Annotated in this window: 16 protein-coding genes; 8 read left to right on the forward strand and 8 right to left on the reverse strand. The window is 71.9% G+C overall.

Going from position 1 to position 17670, the window contains the following annotated elements; genetic code table 11:
- Positions 1-53: 53 nt before the first annotated feature.
- Positions 54-1190 (forward strand): DNA polymerase IV, encoded by a 1137-nt coding sequence (gene dinB / locus J5226_RS04770; protein ID WP_255322994.1) that lies wholly within the window; start codon positions 54-56, stop codon positions 1188-1190.
- A 156-nt stretch (positions 1191-1346) separates the two neighbouring features.
- Here the strand turns inward: dinB and J5226_RS04775 are convergent, their stop codons facing one another.
- Positions 1347-1880, reverse strand: coding sequence for a GNAT family N-acetyltransferase (locus tag J5226_RS04775; protein WP_215838719.1), 534 nt, complete (start codon positions 1878-1880; stop codon positions 1347-1349).
- 209 nt (positions 1881-2089) lie between these two features.
- On the opposite strand from J5226_RS04775, the gene J5226_RS04780 reads away from it, so the two are divergent.
- The 5 genes from J5226_RS04780 (at position 2090) to J5226_RS04800 (ending at position 7118) form a co-directional block, all read left to right on the forward strand.
- A complete protein-coding gene (locus tag J5226_RS04780; protein ID WP_215838720.1) occupies positions 2090-2755 on the forward strand; it encodes a response regulator transcription factor in 666 nt (221 codons plus the stop codon).
- 10 nt (positions 2756-2765) lie between these two features.
- Positions 2766-4265, forward strand: coding sequence for an ATP-binding protein (locus J5226_RS04785; protein ID WP_215838721.1), 1500 nt, complete (start codon positions 2766-2768; stop codon positions 4263-4265).
- 274 nt (positions 4266-4539) lie between these two features.
- Positions 4540-5124, forward strand: coding sequence for a hypothetical protein (locus J5226_RS04790; protein WP_215838722.1), 585 nt, complete (start codon positions 4540-4542; stop codon positions 5122-5124).
- 16 nt (positions 5125-5140) lie between these two features.
- Positions 5141-6373, forward strand: coding sequence for an NIPSNAP family protein (locus J5226_RS04795; RefSeq protein WP_215838723.1), 1233 nt, complete (start codon positions 5141-5143; stop codon positions 6371-6373).
- Positions 6374-6419: 46 nt separating this feature from the next.
- Positions 6420-7118, forward strand: coding sequence for a YafY family protein (locus tag J5226_RS04800; RefSeq protein ID WP_215838724.1), 699 nt, complete (start codon positions 6420-6422; stop codon positions 7116-7118).
- A 130-nt stretch (positions 7119-7248) separates the two neighbouring features.
- Here the strand turns inward: J5226_RS04800 and sigJ are convergent, their stop codons facing one another.
- The 3 genes from sigJ to J5226_RS04815 form a co-directional block, all read right to left on the reverse strand.
- Positions 7249-8145, reverse strand: a complete 897-nt coding sequence (sigJ, locus tag J5226_RS04805; protein ID WP_215838725.1) for an RNA polymerase sigma factor SigJ — start codon at positions 8143-8145, stop codon at positions 7249-7251.
- A 199-nt stretch (positions 8146-8344) separates the two neighbouring features.
- Positions 8345-8983 carry a response regulator transcription factor gene (locus tag J5226_RS04810; RefSeq protein WP_215838726.1) on the reverse strand — a complete coding sequence of 213 codons (639 nt, stop codon included), beginning with the start codon at positions 8981-8983 and terminating at the stop codon, positions 8345-8347.
- On the reverse strand, positions 8980-10125 hold the full coding sequence (locus tag J5226_RS04815) for a histidine kinase (RefSeq protein ID WP_215838727.1): 1146 nt from the start codon (positions 10123-10125) through the stop codon (positions 8980-8982). Before J5226_RS04815 ends, J5226_RS04810 begins: the two co-directional genes overlap by 4 nt.
- Before the next feature lie 316 nt (positions 10126-10441).
- Here J5226_RS04815 and J5226_RS04820 point away from each other — a divergent pair, with 316 nt between their 5' ends.
- A complete protein-coding gene (locus tag J5226_RS04820; RefSeq protein ID WP_215838728.1) occupies positions 10442-11797 on the forward strand; it encodes an alpha/beta hydrolase in 1356 nt (451 codons plus the stop codon).
- 404 nt (positions 11798-12201) lie between these two features.
- Positions 12202-13584, forward strand: a complete 1383-nt coding sequence (locus J5226_RS04825) for an FAD/NAD(P)-binding protein (protein ID WP_215838729.1) — start codon at positions 12202-12204, stop codon at positions 13582-13584.
- A gap of 113 nt (positions 13585-13697) precedes the next feature.
- Here J5226_RS04825 and J5226_RS04830 read toward each other — a convergent pair whose 3' ends face one another.
- Genes J5226_RS04830 through J5226_RS04845 form a run of 4 tightly spaced genes read right to left on the reverse strand, consistent with a single transcriptional unit; the run spans position 13698 to position 17590 of the window.
- Positions 13698-15665, reverse strand: coding sequence for a carboxypeptidase-like regulatory domain-containing protein (locus J5226_RS04830; RefSeq protein WP_215838730.1), 1968 nt, complete (start codon positions 15663-15665; stop codon positions 13698-13700).
- A 10-nt stretch (positions 15666-15675) separates the two neighbouring features.
- Entirely contained in the window at positions 15676-16476 is an 801-nt protein-coding gene (locus J5226_RS04835) for a hypothetical protein (RefSeq protein WP_215838731.1), read from the reverse strand.
- Entirely contained in the window at positions 16476-16940 is a 465-nt protein-coding gene (locus J5226_RS04840; protein WP_215838732.1) for a hypothetical protein, read from the reverse strand. The genes J5226_RS04835 and J5226_RS04840 overlap by 1 nt, the downstream gene beginning before the upstream one ends.
- On the reverse strand, positions 16937-17590 hold the full coding sequence (locus J5226_RS04845; protein WP_215838733.1) for a hypothetical protein: 654 nt from the start codon (positions 17588-17590) through the stop codon (positions 16937-16939). The genes J5226_RS04840 and J5226_RS04845 overlap by 4 nt, the downstream gene beginning before the upstream one ends.
- Positions 17591-17670: the final 80 nt, after the last annotated feature.

Raw genomic sequence — 17670 nt, forward strand, 5'->3', positions numbered from 1 at the left:
GGACGGGCTACCATGCGCGCATCGCTCGCTCCCCGCCGCTTCCGCCGCCGCCCGTGTCCGCCGCTCCGCGCAAAGTCCTGCACGTCGACATGGACGCGTTCTACGCGTCGGTCGAACAGCGCGACGACCCGTCGCTGCGCGGCCGCCCGGTGGTGGTGGCCTGGCGCGGCGCGCGCTCGGTGGTGTGCGCGGCCAGCTACGAAGCGCGGAAGTTCGGCGTGCGCTCGGCGATGCCGGCGGTGCGCGCGGAGCGGCTGTGCCCGCAAGCGGTGTTCGTGCCGCCGGATTTCCTGCGCTACAAGGCGGTCTCGCGTCAGGTGCGCGAGATCTTCGCCCGCCACACCGATCTGATCGAACCCTTGTCGCTGGACGAGGCCTATCTCGACGTCACCCAGACCAAGACCGGCCTGCCCTCGGCCACCGCCACCGCGCAGGCGATCCGCGACGCGATCCGCGAAGAGACGCGGCTCACCGCCTCGGCCGGCGTCGCGCCGAACAAGTTCGTGGCCAAGATCGCCTCGGACTGGAACAAGCCCGACGGCCTGTTCGTGGTCAAGCCGCATCAGGTCGAAGCCTTCCTCGCGCCGCTGGCGGTGGGGCGGCTGCCGGGCGTGGGCAAGGTGATGGAGCGCAAGCTGGCCGAACTGGGCGTGGCCACGGTCGCCGATCTGCGCGCGTTCGGCGGCGAGGAGCTGCAGCAACGCTTCGGCCGCTGGGGCCGGCGCCTGCACGAGTTGGCCTACGGCATCGACGAGCATCCGGTCGAACCCGAACGGCCGACCTTGCAGATTTCCTCGGAAGACACCTTCGAGCGCGACGTGCCGCTGGAACGCACCGAGGACGAGATCCGCGGCTTGGCCGGCAAGACCTGGGCGGGCTATCGGCGCGAATTGCAGCGGCATCCCGGGCGCATCGCGCGGACCGTGGTGCTCAAGCTCAAGACCTCCGACTTCCGCATCCTCACCCGCAGCCTGACCCCGCCGCAGCCGCCGGGGAGCGAGCGCGAGCTGGCGGACATCGCGTGCGGGTTGCGGGCTCGGGTCGAGCTGCCGGTGGAGACGTTGTATCGCTTGGTCGGCGTGGGCTTGTCGGGCTTCGCCGAAGAGGGCGAGGCGTTGGCGCAGTCGGATTTGTTCGCCGCGTCGTTCGAGTCGAATGCGATGGCGATGGAGGACGAAGAGGACGAGTGACGCGGGGTTTGCGTTATTCGTCGTGGTTGGGTTGGCGCGGTCGCAGCTCGCGCAGCTCCTACAGGGGCTGCGGCCGGTTTCGTATCCGACTGTAGGAGCTGCGCGAGCTGCGACCGCGCCAACCCAACTACGACGAACCCCCCGCCACCGCCGCGCTCAACCCTGCGCGAACTCCTCTTCCATCCGCACCACATACCGCACCGCCTCCACTCGCACCGCGCGCAACGGCGCTTCCAGTTCGCGCGCCGCCTCGCTCCACTGCGGCGACTGGCATTGCAGGTTCAGGCAGCCGAAGCGCCGCGCCGCGGCCATCGCCTGACGCAGCAACGCGGTCTCCACCCCGCGCTCCAGCCACGGCTCGCGCACGTAGGGATCGTCGAGCTGCAGGCAATACGCGCGTTCCAGCATCGAGAAGCCGGCGGTGGCGCTGGCGTAGCCGACGACGTCGCCGTCGGCCTCGGCCAGCCACGCCCAGGCGCCGAACGGCGGCTCGAACAGCACCTCCATCAGCTCCAGCGCGTCGCTGCGCGGCGGGCCGTAGGGGCGGCGCTCGAGCGCGCGGCGGTCGGCGTGCTCCTGGCACAGCGCGATCAGGGTCGCGGCGTCGGCGCGGGTCACCGCGCGCACGGTCAGGCCGGCAGCGGGCGCGGCGGCGGGGTCGGAACGGGTCACGGCGAGCTGGGGGTTCATCGCGGATTTCCGGTAAGCGGCGGGTGAGGGACGCGGCGACGCGGTAGCATCCAGGCCGGAGACCGCGGACGCGGCGGACTTCGGAGCGGGCGCGAGCATCCTGCGCGCCGGCTTTTAAGAACTTTTTAATCGTGCCGCCGCACAGTGCGCCGGGACGATGCGGCCGAATGCCGCAACCCAATGCCGCAACACCAAGACGCGACCGGGCGATGAACATCCTGCTGGTGGAAGACGACGCGATGCTGGCCGAGGCCGTGCGCACGGGCCTGAGCGACGACGGCTGGCGGGTCGACTGGGTGGCCGACGCGCCGCTGGCCAAGACCGCGCTGGTCGATCACGACTTCGACGCGGTCGTGCTCGACCTCGGCCTGCCCGGCGGCTCCGGCCTGGGCGTGCTCAGCGCGCTGCGCAACCGCTACGACGCCACCCCGGTGCTGATCGTGACCGCGCGCGACAAGCTCAGCGAGCGCATCGCCGGGCTCGACGCCGGCGCCGACGACTACATCGTCAAACCCTTCCAGCTCGACGAACTGTGCGCGCGGCTGCGCGCGGTGATGCGGCGCAGCCAGGGCCGGGTCTCGCCGGTGCTCAGCTGCGGCGCCGTGGTGCTCGACCCGGCGCGGCGACTGGTCACCCGCGACGGCGAGCCGGTCACGCTCAGCGGCCACGAGTTCCGCACCCTGATGCTGCTGCTGGAACGCCAGGGCCGCGTGGTCACCCGCGAGCAGCTGGAAGAATCGGTGTACGGCAGCTCCGGCACCATCGAGAGCAACACCATCGCGGTGTACGTGCACCAGCTGCGGCGCAAGCTCGGCGAGCAGTTGATCGTGACCGTGCACGGCTACGGCTACCGCGTCGGCGGCGGCCCGAATTGAGCGCGCGGCGATGAGCGCGATCGACGGCCGCGACGCCGCGCCCGAGCGCCCGAGCGAAGGCCCGGAGCGCTGGCGCGCGGGCGCGGCGCGGCGCGAGAGCTGGCGCGAACGCTGCCGCCGCTCGCGCGAATTCCCGGCCGGCCGCTCGCTGCGCTGGAAGCTCACCTGGGTGCTGTTCAAGGCGGTGCTGCTGGCGTGGTTCGTGTGGCTGAGCTGCCAGATCTGGCAACTCGGCCGCGAGCGCACCGGCATGCTCGACCACTCCCTGCGCGAGATCGCCGAGCAAGTGCTCGGCTCCATGCCCGAAGGCCTGGAACGCTTGCCCTCGCGCGATCCGCGGCGGGCGACCGTGCCGGTCCACGCCGACCAGAAGATGAGCTTCCAGGTGTGGGCGCAGGGCCGCAACGTGGTGTATTCGGCGGCCGCGCCGCTGCAGCCGCTCAATCCCGAATTCAAGGACGGCTTCGCCCGCCGCGTCATCGACGGCGAGCGCTGGCAGGTCTACACCCTCAGCGATCCCAAGCGCGGGCTGGTGGTGCAGGTGGGCCGGACCAAGCGCATGGCGATCGAGGAACTGCGCGGCTGGATCCTCGGCAGCCTGCTCGCCGCGGCGCTGATCCTGGTGCTGTTCGCGCTGGCGACGTGGCTGGTGATCGGGCGCTCGCTGCGGCCGATCACCGCGCTGCGCCGCACTTTGCTGCAGCGCCAGCCGCTGGATCTCACGCCGCTGCCGACGCACGCCCTGCCCACCGAATTCCACCCGCTGGTGGAGGCCTTCAACGGCCAGCTCGAACGCGTCGACGCCGCCGTACAGCACGAGCGCCGCTTCATCTCCGACGCCGCGCACGAGTTGCGCACGCCGCTGGCGGTGCTGAGCACCCACGCCGAACTGGCGCTGCGCGCGACCACCCTGGAAGAGAAGAACGCCGCGCTGCGCAAGCTCAGCGCCGGCGTGCGCCGCAGCGCGCGCCTGTCGGAGCAACTGCTGGATCTGGCCCGGCTCGACGCCGGCGAGGAAAGCGTGCGGCTGGCGCCGGTGGACCTGTCGGACCTTGTCGTGCTGGTGATCCGCGACTTCGAGACCCTCGCGCGCGAGCGCCGCCAGCGCATCAGCCTGCGCGCCGGCCCGACCCGCTTGTCGGGCGATGTCGACCAGCTCGGCATCCTGCTGCGCAACCTGATCGACAACGCGGTGCGCCACGCCGGCGCCGACGGCCAGATCGCGGTGAGCTGCGCCACCGAAGCCGACGGCGCCGCGGTGCTGCGCGTGGCCGACAACGGCCCGGGCGTGGCGACGCACGATTGCGAACGCATCTTCGACCGCTTCTACCGCGCGCCGGGCAGCCCGGACGGCGGCAGCGGCATCGGCCTGTCGCTGGTGGCGCGGATCGCCCAGACCCACGGCGCGAAGATCGAATGCGGCCCGGGCCTGGAGCGCGGCGCCGACGACCCGCGCGGCGCGGGCTTCGGCTTCGAGGTGTGCGTGCGCTTCCCCCCGGTCTCCGCTTGATGCGCCCGTAAGCCCCTGTAGGAGCGACGCAAGTCGCGACCGCGAACCCGCAACTACGACGCAAGCCGTGGAGCATCGCGGCTAACCGGCGGCCGGCGCGGGCGGTTGCGGGTTCGCGGTCGCGACTTGCGTCGCTCCTACAGGCGGCACCCGTGCCTTCGCGGGAGCGTGTGCGGCGATTGCGCATTCGCCCTTCCCCCTCCCCTGCTGACAACAGGCTGGCAGCAGCCCCCGTCGATCCTGTGCCCCGACCACCCACACGCACGGGGATGCGATGGACGCCCACGGAATCGACGCGCTGCGACGGCGCATGCTGCAACTCGGCGCGGCCGCGCCCCTGGCCGCGTTCGCGGGCATCGGCCCAGCCGCCGCCGCTCCTGCCGACAGCGACGCGCGCGACGGCCGCCACGACTTCGACTTCTACTTCGGCCGCTGGAAAGTCGAGAACCGCCGCCTCGCCAAGCGCCTGGCTGGCAGCGACGAGTGGATCGAATTCGACGCCACCGACGAATGCAGTCCGATCCTCGGCGGCCTCGGCAGCGTCGACCGCTACCGCACCCAATGGAACGGCGGTATCGAAGGCTTCGCCCTGCGCCTGTACCGCCCGCAGACGAAGCAATGGCACGTGTACTGGGCCAGCGACCGCGACGGCGCGCTGGAGCCGCCGCTGATCGGCGGCTTCCGCGACGGCGTCGGCGTGTTCGAGGGCACCGAAGCGCACGAGGGGCGAATGCTGCCGTCGCGCGCGATCTGGTCGGACATCCGCGCCGACAGCGTGCGCTGGGAACAAGCGCTGTCGCCCGACGGCGGCCGCAGCTGGGAAACCAACTGGGTCATGCGCATGACCCGACTGGCTTGAACGAGGAGCCGCGACGATGAGCGACGAACACAAGGCCGCCGACGGCCGCCACGATTTCGACTTCCTGCACGGCCGCTGGCAAGTGCGCAACGAACGCCTGCGCCAACGCCTGAGCGGCAGCGACGATTGGGAGATCTTCCACGCCGCGCAAAGCTGCGAGCCGGTGCTCGGCGGGCTCGGCAACGTCGACGCCTTCGTCAGCGATTGGCGGCGGCCGGGCCAGCACGAAGACTTCCAGGGCATGACCCTGCGCCTGTTCGATCTGCAACGCCGGCACTGGAACATCTGGTGGGCCGGCAGCCACGACGGCGTGCTGGAGCCGCCGGTCGGCGGCGGCTTCGCCGACGGCGTGGGCACGTTCGAGGGCGAACTCGAACACGAAGGCCGGCCGGTGCGCGCGCGCTTCGTCTGGAGCGGGATCGGCGCGAACAGCGCGCACTGGCATCAGGAATTCTCCGCCGACGGCGGCGCCACCTGGGAAACCAACTGGCATATGTGGCTGCGCCGGCGCGACGAGCGCGGGCGCTTGCCGCACGACCACGCGGTGATCGAGTTGCGCCGCTACACGCTCAAGCCCGGGCGCCGCGACGAGCTGATCGACCTGTTCGAGCGCGAGTTCGTCGAATCGCAGGAAGCGGTGGGCATGCACCTGATCGGCCAGTTCCGCGAACTCGACGCCGCCGACCGCTTCACCTGGATGCGCGGCTTTGCCAGCCATGCGCTGCGCACCGAAGCCTTGCAAGGCTTCTACGGCGGCCCGACCTGGAAGCGCCATCGCGACGCCGCCAACGCGACCATGATCGACAGCGACGACGTGCGCTTGCTCAAGCCGGCGCGGCCGCAATCGATGTTGCCCGCGGCGGCGCGCGAACGCGCGCCGGTCGGCGCGCAAGCAGCGGACGCTGGCGTCGTCTGCATCGGCGTGTGCGAGTTGAACGCGCCGGCGCAGGACGGGTTCCTGGAACGCTTCGAGCGCGAATTCGCGCCGCTGCTGGCCGAGGCCGGGCTGGCGCCGCTGGGCGTGTACGTCAGCGACGACACGCCCAACGGCTTCCCGCGCCTGCCGGTGCGCGAGGGCGAACCGGCGCTGGTCTGGCTCGCGCGCTGCGACGACGCCGACGCGCCGCGGCGCTTGGCCGACCAGGCGCGTTGGCGGCAAGCGGTCGCCGATGCGCTGTTGAGCGATCTCAAGGCCGCGCCGCAGCTGTTGCGGTTGGCGCCGACCGCGCGCTCGGAGCTGCGCGGATGAGCCGCCGCGCGCTTGAGCGCGCGCGCGCGGCGCGGGATCATGCGGCATGCGCCGCGCCGACCGCCTGTTCCTGCTGATCCATGCCCTGCGCGGCCGCCGCCAGGCCATCACCGCCCAACAGCTGGCGCAGACGCTGGAAGTCTCGCTGCGCACGGTCTACCGCGACGTCGCCGACCTGCAGCGCTCGGGCGTGCCGATCGAGGGCGAGGCCGGCGTCGGCTATCTGCTGCGCAAGGGCGCGGACATTCCGCCGCTGATGTTCAGTCCCGACGAGCTCGAAGCCCTGGTCGTCGGCAGCCGCTTCGTGCGCGCGTTCGGCGGCGAGCGGCTGGGCCGCGGCGCCACCGCCGCGCTGCTGAAGATCGAAGCGGTGCTGCCGCCGGAGCTGCGCGAGCGCGCCGCGCGCACCCGCATCTTCGCGCCCGAGCTCGGCAACCGGGTCGAGGCCAGCGGCATCATCGACGCGCTCTACGCCGCGGTGCAGAACCGCCACGTGCTGCGGCTGACCTACCGCGACGGCGAGTCGCGCGCGAGCGAGCGCGAGATCGAGCCGCTGTGCCTGTCGTTCTGGGGCGGCAGCTGGACCTTGGGCGCGTGGTGCCGGCTGCGCGCGGACTTCCGCAGCTTCCGCCCGGACCGGATCGCCGCGCAGGCGGCGACCGGCGAGACCTTCGACGCGGACGAGCGGCGCGGGTTGGACGCGTATCTGCGCTCGGTCGGCTCGTCCTTGTCCGATCAGTTGTGAATCCGGCGGCGGCCGCGTGCCGGCCGCCGGATCGTTGCGCGGTTCGCCACGGGAACCCGTTGCGGCCGAGGCGGTCGAGTAGAAACGCTTCGGCGAACCCGGTGTAGACAGCCTCGCGCCCGCAACGGATTCACTGAATCCGCACCGCCTCCAGCCGCGCCAGCTTGTCCGGATTGCGCATGATGAAGATGTCGCGCAGCGCGCCGTCCTCTTCGTAACCGAAGCTGATCGCCGCCTCGATCTTGCCGGCGCGTTCGAGGATCACGCCGCGCGAGCCGTTGAGGTCGACGAAGGTCCAGCGGTCCTCGCGGCAGGCCGGATGCAGCACCGACTCGATGAAGCCCAGCACCGCGTCGCTGCCGTGGAGGGCCTGCGCGGCCGCGGTGGCCTTGCCGCCGCCGTCGGCGTGCAGGGCGATCTGCTGCGACAGCAGCGCCGCCAGCGGCGCGGTGCGGCCTTGCACGATCGCGGTCTCGAACGCGGCCAGCAACTGGTCTTGCTGCTCGGCCGGGGTGACGTGGCGGACCTTGGCCTGCTCGATGTTGCCGCGCGCGCGCTGCACCAGCTTGCGGCAGGCGGGCTCTTCGATCTCCAGGATCTTCGCCACCTCGGCATAGGGCTGATCGAAGATCTCGTGCAACAGATAGGCCGCGCGCTCCTTCGGCGTCAGCCGTTCCAGCAGCAGCAAGAACGCGGTGGACAGCGACGAGGCCAGGGTCCACTGCGCCTCGGGCTCGCTGCCGCCTTGCGCGAGCTCGGCCTGGATCGGCTCGGGCAGCCACGAACCGACGTAGTCGACGCGGGTGCGGTGGGCCGCGCGCAGCAGATCGATGCAGCGGCGGGTGCAGGCGGTGGTCAGCCACGCGGCGGGGTTGTCGACCGCGCCGCGCTCGGCGTCGCGCCATTTGAGGTAAGTGTCCTGGACCGCGTCCTCGGCGTCGGCGCGCGAGCCGAGGATGCGGTAGGCCAGCCCGGTCAGCATCGGGGCGTGCTGGGCGAAGAGGAGGTCGTCGTCGGTGGCGGTCATGGGGCGGGTTCGGGGGATGGCGGGAGAGGGTTATAGCTGGTTCGACGATCCACGCGGGGCGGGCGTGACATCGTTTCGGGGGTTCTTGGCTGGCTCGGCGGTGGAGGGTTCGCGGTCGCAGCTCACGCAGTTCCTACAACAGCCCCCTGTAGGAGCTGCGTAAGCTGCGACCGCGAAAACCAAACAACGACGCACCCCTTCAAATCACCCGCAACGTAATCGCCTTCAACACCGCCCGCGTCCGATCCCGCGTATCCAGCTTCTCCAAAATCACCGACACATAGTTCTTCACCGTCCCCTCGGCCAGGAACATCGCCTTGGCGATCTCCTTGTTCGAGTACCCGCCGGCCATCAACCGCAGCACCGCCACTTCGCGCTCTGTGAACAAGGCGCGCGGCGCGTCGTCGGCGTGGTAGCGGTAGCGCGCGCGCACCGGCTCGGTGCTGACCGGCTGCAGCAGGGTCTCGCCGGCGGCGACGCGGGCGATGGCGTCGCGCAGGTCTTCCGGCGCGGCGTCCTTGAGCAGGAAGCCTTGCGCGCCGGCCTCGGCGGCGCGCAGCAGCAGTTCGCTGTCGTCGAAGGTGGTCAGCAACAGCACCGGGGTGCGGTCGCCGCGCTCGCGCAGGGCCAGCAGCGCGTCGATGCCGTCCAAGCCGGGCATGCGGATGTCGCTGAGCACCACGTCCACCGGCGCAGCGGCGAGCTTGTCCAGCAGCGCCTGGCCGTCGTCGGCTTCGAAGACGATGGTCAGGCCCAGGCGTTCGAGCAAGGCGCGCAGGCCGGCGCGGACCAGGGCCTGATCGTCGGCCAGGGCGAGGCGGATCGGCGCGGCGCTCATGCCGGCCTCGCGACGGCCGCGAGTGCGGGACGGTGCAGCGGAAAACGGGCGTGGATGCGCATGGAGCCTTCGGGGCCGAGAGAGAAATGGAGTTCGCCGCCGGCCGCTTCGACGCGTTCGCGCATGCCCGACAAGCCGTTGCCTTCGCGCAGCGGCGCGCGCACGCGGCCGTCGTCGTCGATGCGCAGGTCCAGCGCGGCGCCGTCGCGGTGCAGGGCCACGCGCAGATGCGCGGCGTCGGCGTGGCGCGCGGTGTTGGTCAGCGCTTCCTGGACCACGCGCAGCAGGGTTTCGGCCAGGGCGGCGTCGGTGAGCTGCAGGTCGTCGTCCAGTTCCAGCGCCAGCGCCGGCTTGGGCAGCGGCGCGGCCAGCGCGCGCAGCGCGGTCGCCAGATCCAGCCCGCGCGCGTCGCGCAGCGCCTGGACCACGGCGCGGATGTCGCCGAGCAGTTCCCCGGCCAGTTGCTGCGCCAGTTGCACTTCGCGGCGCTGGCCCAGTTCGGGTTCGGCCGCCAGCGCGCGCAGGTTGAGCATCATCGCGGTGAGCTTGTGCCCGGCCACGTCGTGCAGCTCGCGCGCCATGCGCAGGCGCTCGGCGTCGCGCGCGCTGTCGGCGAGCAGGGCGCGGGTCGCGAGCAGGTCGGCGTTGACCAGGGCGAGGCGGTCGCGCGCTTGTTCGGCGCGGCTGGCGTAGTGCGCGACCAGCACGGCGAAGCCTTGGAAGCCGGCGAAGCACAGAGTGATGATGAGCGCGCCGCGCTGGCCGGCGGCGGACAGGATCAGGTACAGCGCCACGTCCAGCGCCGCCGCCAGCAGGATCGCGCGGCGCAGCGGATAGGACATCGCCAACTGCGCGACCAGGATCACCAGCAGCGCCGGCGCCGCGCCGCCGCGCGGGGCCAGCCAACACACCGCCAGCGCCGCGAGCGCCTGCAGGCAGAACCAAAAGCCGCGGCGCGCGCGCTGCGCGCCGAACAGTTCGTCGCCGAGGAAGGCGATCAGGAACGCGGCCATCACCGTCCACACCAGCGGCCCTTCGCTGCCGCGGTCGTAGGGCAGCGACAGCCCGACCGCGAGCCAGCACAGCACGGCCGGCAGGTTCAACGGATGCAGGATCGCGCGCAGCGGCGAAGAAATGGCCATGCCGCCATGCTGCGCGGCGGCCGCGGCGCTGGCAACGGGGCGGCGGCGGAAAGTGACTTCCGGCAGGTCGCATCGCGGCCCGGCGGGCGCGGCTTCGGCGCTGTCGCGGTCGGACGGCGCGGCCTCGCTTTGCCTCGCCGGTTCGGGCCGCCGGCGCGAACGGTCGCCGCCAAAGTCGCGGACGCATCGACGCGCAGCACATCGCCCTGCAAAAAGAAAGTGCACAGCGTTGAGGGCGCGATGCGATTTTGCGTTGCAACCGTGGCGGCGAAGCGCGCATCACAAGCAACGACCTCCCTCCTTCACGGCCGCCCGCATGAACCTGACCATTCCCCGCATCGCCGCACTGACCGCCGCGCTGTCCGCGGCCGCCGCCGTCCACGCCGCCGAGCCCGCGCCGGCGGCCAAGGGCGCGGACATGACGTGCTTCGTCGGCGCGTACCGTCTCGACGACGGCGGCTCGGTCACGCTGGGCCGCATCGACGATCCCGCCGCGCTGCGCTGGCGCCTGCTCGACGGCCGCACCGGCAAGCTGGTGCGCAAGGACGGCGCGCTGGTCAGCACCGGCGGCTGGGGCGATCGCGCCGACGGCGTGAAAGTCGAATTGGGCCAGTGCGGCGAACCGATCGTGTTCGAAGGCCATCGCGGCGAACGGATCAAGTTCGACATCGTCGACACCGCCTTCGAAGGCGCCGGCGTGAAGCTGCGCGGCCGCCTGGTGTTGCCGGCCGGCCGCGACAAGGTGCCGGTGGTGGTGATGGTGCACGGCTCGGAGAACTACTCCGGCGTCGACCTGTATTACCAGCAGCATCTGTTCCCGACCGAGGGCGTGGGCGTGTTCGTCTACGACAAGCGCGGCACCGGCGGTTCCACGGGCAAGTACACGCAGAACTTCCACGAACTCTCCGACGACGCTGCGGCGGCGTTGCGCGAGGCGCAGCGCCTGGGCGGCGAGCGCGTGAGCAAGATCGGTTACCTCGGCGGCAGCCAGGGCGGCTGGATCGCGCCGCTGGCGGCGAGCAAGACGCCGCAAGCCCAATTCGTCGAAGTCGGTTTCGGCTTGGCCGACGGCGTGCTGGCCGAGGATCGCGATCAGGTCGTGCTGGACCTGCGCGCGGCCGGTTTCGGCGATAAGGCGACGCTGCGCAAGGCGCGCGAACTCACCGACGCCACCGGCCTGATCGCGTCGAGCAACGGCGCGCGCGGCTGGACCGAGTTGGACGCGGTGCGCAAGAAGTACGAGAAGGACACCTGGTGGAAGTCGGTCAAGGGCGAATACAGCGGTCTGGTGGCGACCCACACGCGCGACGAGGTCATGGCCGAGTTCAAGAAATACGATTACGAAGTGAGCTGGGACTACGACCCGATGCCGGTGCTGCGCACGCTCAAGACTCCGCAGCTGTGGGTGCTCGGCGGCGACGACATCGAGGCGCCGTCGGAGGAAACCCAAAAGCGCCTGACCGCGCTGGGCCGCGCCGGCCGTCCGATCACCACCGTGGTGTTCCCGCAGGCCGATCACGGCATCCTGGAATTCGAAAAGGACGCCAAGGGCGAGCGCACGCACACCCGCACCGCCGACGGCTATCTGCGCATGCTGTTGGACTGGATCAAGCGCGGCCAGCTCGACGGTTGGCCGTACGGCACGGCGAAGCAGCTGGCCGGGCCGAAGTGATCGCGCAGTCGCGCGATAGCGTAGCGATCGATATCCCTCGCGCGATTCGCGCAAGGGATATCGGGGCCGAAGCGCTCGGCCTTCGATAGAAAGCGTTCGGGCTGAAGGCCCTCCCATCCGGCGGCTACGGTGGCCGCCGCGGTGGGAGGGCCTTCATGCACGCGATCCGGCGCCGCGCGCAATTTCCCAGAAATGCAGGGAAAAACATCGAGGCGCGACGCCGCTCGCGCGAGCGAACGACGCCGTGACGCCGTCTTGCAGTTCCGCGACAAGCGTGATGCCGAATCGTCATGACGACCTTCCGCATCGTCCAGCGCGCTTTACGAACCGGTAACCGCCGCTTTACACCCCGCCGCGCGCAATCCACTAGAACGACTGCTCCCACCCAATGCAGGAGCAGCCCCATGCGCATCACCATCATCGGCGCGGGTTTCAGCGGCAGCGCGTTGGCCGGCGAACTGGCGCGCAGCGCCGGTCCCGGCGTGGAGTTGTGTCTGGTCGGACAACCCGAAAGCTACGGCCGCGGTGTGGCCTACGGCGAAGCGCGGCCGGAGCATCTGCTCAACGTGCGCGCCAGCGATCTGGGCGCCACGCCCGACGCGCCGGGCGGTTTCGCCGACTGGCTCAACCTCACCGACCGCGCGCGCGGCAGCTATCTGCCGCGGCTGTTGTTCGGCGAATACCTGCATGCGCAGTTGCAGGCGGCGGTGGCCGGCAGCACCGCCGGCTTCAGCCAGATCCGCCACGAAGCCATCGCGGTGGAGCGCGCGTCGGCGGGCTTTCGCGTGCATCTGGCCGATGGCAGCGATTTCCTCAGCGACAAGGTGGTGCTCGCGGTCGGCGCGTTGCCGCCGCAACCGCTGGCGGGCGTGGGGCCGCGCTTGGCGGTGCATCCGAGCTACATCGGCTGGCCGTGGCAGGACGGCGCCATCGACGCGATCGCGGCGGATGCGCGGCTGTTGATCGTCGGCACCGGCCTGACCATGGCCGACACCGTGGCGACGCTGCACAAGCGCGGCCATCGCGGCCCGATCCTTGCGCTGTCGCGCCACGGCCTGCTGCCGCGCGCGCACGACGAAGCCGCGCCGGCGCCGGTGGCGCTGCCGCCCGCGGTGCTGCACGCGCTCGACAGCCACGCGCCGCGCGAACTGCTGCGCGCGCTGCGCACGCTGGCGCCGGTGGTGGCCGATTGGCGCAGTCTGGTCGATGCGCTGCGGCCGTACCTGCAAGGCTTCTGGGCCGGCATGCCGGCGGCGCAGCGCGGCAGCTTCCTGCGCCATCTGCGTTCGTATTGGGAAGCGCTGCGCCATCGCATCGCGCCGCAATTGGCCGACGAACTGCAGGCCTTGCAGGACTCCGGCCAGTTGCAGATCCGCGCCGGCCGGCTGCTGCGCGCGCGCCGCGGCGACGACGCGGTGGAGGCGCTGATCCGCGAACGCGGCGGCCAGCGGCTGCACACCGAACGCTTCGATGCGCTGATCCGCGCGACCGGCTTGGACACCGATGTGGAGCGCACCACGCATCCGTTGATCGCGCATTTGCGCGAATCGGGGCTGGTCGCGGCCGATCCGCTCGGCCTGGGGCTGCGCACCTCGGCGCGGTTCGAAGCGCTCGACCGCAAGGGCGAGGCGGTGCGCGGGCTGTACGCGATCGGGCCGCTGCTGCGCGCGCAGTGGTGGGAGATCACCGCGGTGCCGGAGTTGCGCGTGGCGGCGCGGGATTTGGCCGGGCGGTTGTTGGCGACGGCGGCGGTGGCGCGCCAGAGTCCCGCCTTGGCGACGGCGTAGCGGTAGGAGCGGCGTGAGCCGCGATTGCGATAACGCAACTGCGCCGAAACGCTCGTCGTCGCTTCGTTGCCGCGGTCGCGGCTTACGCCGCTCCTACAGGGGCTTCGGCAACCTCACCTCGGCCGCGTCGCGCCAATTTCCAGGCGCGCCGCGTCGCGCACCGACACCCGCACCGTCGCCGGCGCTTCGCTCAGCGACCACGGCAGCGGCAGGTTGTCGGCGAGCACTTGCACGCGGTGCTCGCCGACGCTCACGCGCGAGAACGCGAACGCGCCGCTGCTGTCGGTGCGCGCGCTCCAGCGGCCGTCGAGCACGACGGTGACGTTGGCCGCCGGCAGTTCGGAGGCGGCGCGGACGCCGTCGCCGTTGTCGTCGAGGAACACGACGCCGGCGATGTCGCCGCTGGCCGCGCCCGGCGCGGCGCCGAGCACCGGCAGCGGGCGGCCGGCTTGCCAGTCGTAGCGCAAGGTCAGCAGCGCCGAGCGTTCGCGCGGCAGGCGTTGCAGCGGCGAATCCACGGCCAGCGGGTCGAGCAGGAACGGCGAGCGCTGCCAGCCGCGGCTTTGGTACAGCGCGGCGCTCAGCGACCAGCCGCGCGCCAAGGCGCCGCTCAGGCTGAGGTTGATGTCGCTGCCGCGCGTCGCCGACGGGCCGTCGCCGCGGGTCCAGCGCGCGTTGCCGTCGAGGCTCCAGCGCTGGCCCAAACGCAGGCCGCCGTACAGCGACACGCTGGCGCTGTGGGTGGGGTCGAGGCCGCGCTGGCCGAGTTCGGCGTAGGCCAGCGACACCGACAAGTGCTGGCCTTCCGGCAACGGCAGCGCTTGATCGACGCTGGCCTGCCAGCTGCGCTCGCCGCCGCCGGCATCGGCGCGGTCGAGCTGGACGCGGGTCTGGCCCCAATCGCTGCGGTAATCGGCGAAGCCTTGCAGCGAGTAGGCGTCGCCGCCGCGATCGGCGTGGCGCAAGCTGGCGCTGGCGCCGTAGCCCAGGCGGGTGCTGGCCTGATAGCGCGCGAACGCGGTGGCGTAGCGGCCGTCGAAGCCGCGGCCGCTGATCGAACGGATTTCGTCGAGGCCGGCGTTCCACAGCCAGCGCCCGTATTGGTAGCCGAGACGGTAGTAGCCGCCGCGCGCGTCTTGGTTGATCGGCAGCGCGCCCCAGGCCAAGCCCGGGTCGAGCGAGAACACGCCGGCGTCGTGGCGGAAGCGGCCGCGGCGCGCGCTGGCGTCGATCCAGCCGCCGCTGGCGTCGCCGTCGCGGCCGTGGCTGCTCAGCAGATTGAACTGCACCGAGTCGGCGCCCGAACTCCAGCGCGCGGCCCAATGCCCGGCCTGGGTCGCGCCGGGCACGAACGACGCGTCGCCGCGGTCGTCCGGCGCGATCCGGCCGGCGGTGCTCAGCAGCGAGGCCGACGCGGTCCAGTGTTCGGCCGGCCGCCATTGCCCGCCGAGCGCGGCGACCTCGCCGTCGGCCAAGTCGAAGCCGACCGTGCGGGTGCCGTCGAACACGCCGGCGCGGCCGAACGCGGCGTAGACGCTGCGGCCGTCGGCGTCGCGGCTCCATTGGCTGCTGACGCCGGCCATCGCCACCGAGGGCAGATAGAAGCGGTATTGGTTGCGTTGCAGCTCCGGCGCCGGGGTGGCGAGCACGCCCAGGCCGTTGTCGCCGCGCCAGCCGCCGTCGAGGTAGACGCCGCGCTGCCACAGCGTGGCCGCGCCGCTCCAGCCGCGCGCATCCATGCGGCCGTTGCGGCGCAAGGCGGTGGCGTCGAGCGAGAAACTGCCCCAGTCCGCGGTTTCCCAATAGCCGCCGAGGCTGAGGCCGCGTTCGTCGTAGGTCTCGTCGCCGCGTTCGTTGCGGGCGTAGTCGAAGCCGATGCGCAGCGAACGCGGCAGGCCGCTGTCGTCGCGTTCGTCTTCCGGGTCCGGCGGCAGCGGCGCCAGCGTTTGCGGGGCGATGATGCGGTCGCGGTACTCGCCGGCGGGCGCGTCCTGCGCCGCGGCCGCCGGAGCGGACGCGGTCAGGGCGAGCGCCAGCGCCGCGGCGAGGCGGCGGCGCGACGGCGGGGCGAGAGCGATCATCGCGCGCGGCTCAAGGCGTCAGGCGCTGGTCGAGCGGCAACGTCTGCCGGTCCCATTCCAGCGCGCCCTTGAGCTGCAGCGGATAGGCCAGCGTCGGCGCCGGCGCGTTGGCGTCGTCGGCTTGCGGGGTCAGCGCCAGGGTGCGGGTTTCGCCGGGCAGGATCGGCAGGCTCGACGGCTGCAGGCCGTAGCGGCGGCCCTTGGCGTCGATGCCGTCGACCAAGCCTTCCAGGCGCGTGTGCGCATTGCCTTCGTTGCGCACGCGCAGCACCGGCACGCGCTGGCCTTCGACCTGCGCGGTGGTGGTTTCGATCACCCGCAGCTTCGCCGCGGCATCGCCGATGCCGAGGTAGACGATGATGCCGATGCGCCCGGCCACCGGCAGCGCTAGCGCGCCGCCGACGTTTTCCGGCGCGCCTTCCAGCAGGATCGCGAAGCGGCATTCGCCGGCCGGCGCGTCCTTCGGCACGGCGACTTCGAAGCGGTAGCGGCGCTTGCCGTTGCCGGCGACATCGATTTGCGCCGCTTCCAGCCCGACCCACGGCCGGCAACTGCCGGGCGCGAGCGCGGTGTCGAAGGCGACCGCGCCGTTGCCGTCGATGGTCCAGTCGGCGGTCTTGAGCGTGTAGCGCGCCGCGCGTGCGGAGACGTTGGTGATCTCCACCACGTTGCGGTAGACGCTGCCGGGCTGGGCGCGGTCTTCGAACCGCGGCGGCGAGACCAGCGCGGAAAAACCTTGCGCGGCGGCGGCCGCGGGCCACAGCGAGGCGAACAGGCACAGCGCGGCGAGGGGACGCGTGAGGGAGCGCATCAGGGTTCGTCCAGGTCGATTTCGAAGGAGAAATTCAGGGTTTCGGCGCGGTCCAGGCGCTGGCCGTCGGCTTGCACGGTCAGGCGCAGGCGGTCGCGCAGCGCGTCTTGGGCGATGGGGCCGGCGAAGATCAGCGCGCGTTCGCCGGCGATCAGGCGGCCGGGCAGCAACTGGCCCTGGGTGGTCCACGCCGCTTGCAGCGGGCCCGAGGGCGAGACCGGCAAGGTCATGTAGATGCGGCCGGTGCGGCCGCGCCACGCGGCCACGTCCAGGCGCAGCGCGACGTCCAGCGCGCCGGTGACGCCGCGGCCCTGCGCGCCGGGAACGGTGGCGTCCCAGCGCATCTGCACGTTCGGGTTCATCACCTGAGTGCCGCTGTCGTCGACGCGATGCGTCGCCGCGTTCGCCATCGACGCGGCGAGCGCGAAGCACAGCGCGGCGCCCAGGCGCGCGGCGCGGCTCACGGCGCGCTCAGGGTGTAGGTCACCCTGCCCGTGTAGGTGCCCGCGCCGACCACGGCGTCGTTGGCGTAGCGGAAGGTGTGGCAGCTCTCGCGCCAGGTGTTGATCGGAAAACTGGTCAGCAACTGCGTGCCCGGCTGGAAGGTGCCGGCCGGAATCGGCTGCGCGCCGGTGTCGCCGTTGCCGCTGGAGGTCCAGGAAATCTGCGAGAACGCGATGCTCTCGCCCTGCGCGTTGGTCAGCCCGGCGGGCACTGTCGCGGTCAGGCTGGCGGCGCCGCCGGCGCCGCTGCGGCGATAGAAACCGCCGACGTAGATCTGCGCCGGCACGTTGCAGAACGCGTAGCCGTCGTAATTGCTCACGCCCGAGGACGCGGTGGTGGTCATGACCTGATCGGTGCCGTTGCCCAGCGCCGCGGCCGGCACCGTCACCGACACCACGTCGATGCCGCCGCCGTTGCCGGGCGTGCCGTTGCCGGTATAGGTGCCGGTGTAGATGCCGTCGCCGACGCGCAGATAGATCGCGCGGGTGCCGGGATTCAAGGTCGCGGTGAACGCGGCGGCGGCCGGCGCGAAGGCGGCCAGCCCAGCGCTCAGCGCGGCGATCGCGGCGACGGACCGGCGCGGGGCCGGGCCGCACGGGCGTGCGGTCATGACGGAGTCTCCGGGGGAAGGCGCCGCCGCGAGCGCGGCGGCGCCGGATGCCCGCGCGAGGCGCGGGACGCACTGCATCG

It is taken from the genome of Lysobacter sp. K5869, from assembly GCF_018847975.1.
Classification (GTDB): domain Bacteria; phylum Pseudomonadota; class Gammaproteobacteria; order Xanthomonadales; family Xanthomonadaceae; genus Lysobacter.